Origin of the sequence: Streptomyces sp. SID11385, from assembly GCF_010548245.1 — a bacterium.
In the GTDB taxonomy this organism is placed as follows: Bacteria; Actinomycetota; Actinomycetes; order Streptomycetales; family Streptomycetaceae; genus Streptomyces.
On record NZ_JAAGLR010000444.1, the window covers coordinates 1 to 2240 of the forward strand.

The 2240-nt window shown below is 76.5% G+C and carries 2 protein-coding genes; both read left to right on the forward strand.

Annotation, left to right across the window (positions count from 1 at the left end; genetic code table 11):
* A partial coding sequence (gene eccCb, locus G3I42_RS13650; protein WP_164285763.1) for a type VII secretion protein EccCb occupies positions 1-1283 on the forward strand: 1283 nt, incomplete at its 5' end.
* Positions 1280-2240: DUF6177 family protein (locus G3I42_RS38410; RefSeq protein WP_164285765.1), on the forward strand; the 961-nt coding region annotated here is incomplete at its 3' end. The genes eccCb and G3I42_RS38410, both read left to right, overlap by 4 nt.

Here is a 2240-nt window from a genome sequence, read left to right on the forward strand (position 1 = left end):
CCGTCGCCGAGGTCCGCGCCGCGCTCGCCGCGCGCGAGGAGGTCTTCCGCCGTCACGGCATCGACTCGCTCGACGCGCTGCGCCGCCTGCGCGCCCAGGGCAAGGTGCCCGAACTCGGCTCCACCGACGTGGTGTTGCTCATCGACGGATACGGAGCCCTGCGCGAGGAGTTCGCCCAACTGGACGAGGACGTCACGGACCTGCTCAAGCGCGGCGGTGCCTACGGGGTGCATGTCGTCGCCGGGATGCTGCGCTGGAACGATGTCCGTATCGCTGCCCAGTCGCTCTTCGGCACCCGCGTCGAACTCCACCTCAACGACCCCGGCGACTCCACCGTCGACCGCAAGCTCTCCGCGACGCTCGACGCGGAGACGCCGGGCCGCGCCCTCACCGACGACCGGCTCTTCGCCCAGGTCGCCCTGCCCCGCATCGACCGCGAGGCCGCGACCGGCGACCTCGGCACCGCCGTCGAGCAGGCCGCGCGGACGCTGCGCGCCGCCTGGCCCGGCGAAGTCGCGCCGCAGGTACGGATGCTGCCCGCCGAACTGCCCGCGCACCGGCTGCCCGGACCCGCCGCCGCACCGGACCGCGTCCCGCTCGGCGTCGAGCAGGACACCCTGGGACCCGTGCTCCTCGATCTCTTCGGACAGGAACAGCACTTGCTCGTCCTCGGCGACAACGAGTGCGGGAAGACTAGCCTGTTGAAGCTCGTCGTCTCCCAACTCGTCGCCCGGCACGGCCCCGAGGAACTCGTCTTCGGCGTCTTCGACCCGCGCCGGGGCCTGCGCGGCGTCGTCCCCGAGCCGTACCGGGGCGGCTACGCGCACAACGCCCGGCTCGCCGACGCCCTCGCCACCGGCATCGCCAAGGAACTCGCCCGGCGCCTGCCCGAGAGCGCCGACCCGGACGCCGCCGAGAGCGGCCCCGCCTTCACCGGGCCGCGCATCGTGATCCTCGTCGACGACTACGACATCCTCGCCACGGCGGGACAGCAACCCCTCGCCGCCTTCCTCCCGTTCCTCTCCTCGGCGCAGGACCTCGGCCTGCACTTCGTCCTCGCCCGCCGCGCCGCGGGCGCGGGGCGCGCGCTGTACGAGCCGCTGCTCACCGCCCTGCGCGAGACGGGCGCGACCGCGCTCGTCATGGACGGCGAACGCGCGGAGGGGCAGCTCTTCCCCGGCGTCCACGCGAGCCACCAGCCGCCGGGGCGCGGCATGCTCGTACGGCGCGGGCAGCGGCCCCGCCTCGTCCAGCTCGCCCTGACCGGGGAGCCCGCGCCGTGACCCGCGACGTCATCGCGCTCACCGCCGCGCCGCCCGACCGCGCGACGCTCCTCGCGGGCCTCTTCGCGGGCGGCCCCGACCTGCGCCTGGACACCACGGCACAGAGCGCCGTCACCCAGCTGTGCGCCCCGGACGGGCGCCCGCTCGTCGCGATCGAGGCCTCGGCGCTCGTACGGGTGCCCGCCGAGGTGCGCCGGCTGCTCGGCGTCGTCCCCGAGGGCCCCGTGTGGTGGACGGAGGCCCGCGCGTCGACGGCGGTGCCCGAGGCGTACGCGCTCGCCCGCTCCTTCGCCGGGCGGCTCGTGACCGTCCTCGGCGGCACCGTGTGGCCCCCGGACGCCCTCACGACCGCCGTCGTCCCGCTCCGTACCGACATCGCCGCCGTCCCCGTGCCCGACACCGGCATCCCCGCCGTGGACGTGCTCACGCCGCGCGCCATGGTCGTCATGCAGGACCGGCCCGTCGTCCCGCTCAGCACGTGGCTCGCCGACGCCCTGCGGCACGCGGCCGACAGCGACCGCGCCCTCCAGCTCGTCACCCCGCCCGCGAGCCGCCTCACGCTCCCGCTGCGCACCGCGCTGCGCGGGCTGCCGCACCGCTGGGTGGTACGGGACGAGCGGCGCGGCCTGTACGACGGCCTTTCGGGCGTCCGGCTGCGCTGGCGCGGCGGGATCTTCGGCCCGGACCTCGACGCGCGCGGCGCGGCGCAGCTCGCGGAGCCCTTCCGCGCGCCCGTCGCGGGGGCGGTGCGGCAACTCGTCCTCCAGGTGCGCACCCGCCACCACCCCGATGCCGGGCTGTTGCTCGGGGGCGCGCTCGAAGCGGTGTTCCGGCGGCTCACGGGCGCCGCGCCGCAGGGCTGGGGCACCGCCGAACCGGCCGGGAACCCGTGGTCGCGGCGGCAGCTCACCGAACTGGCCCGCGCCCGCGCCCCCCGGCCGACGCTGCTCACGGTGG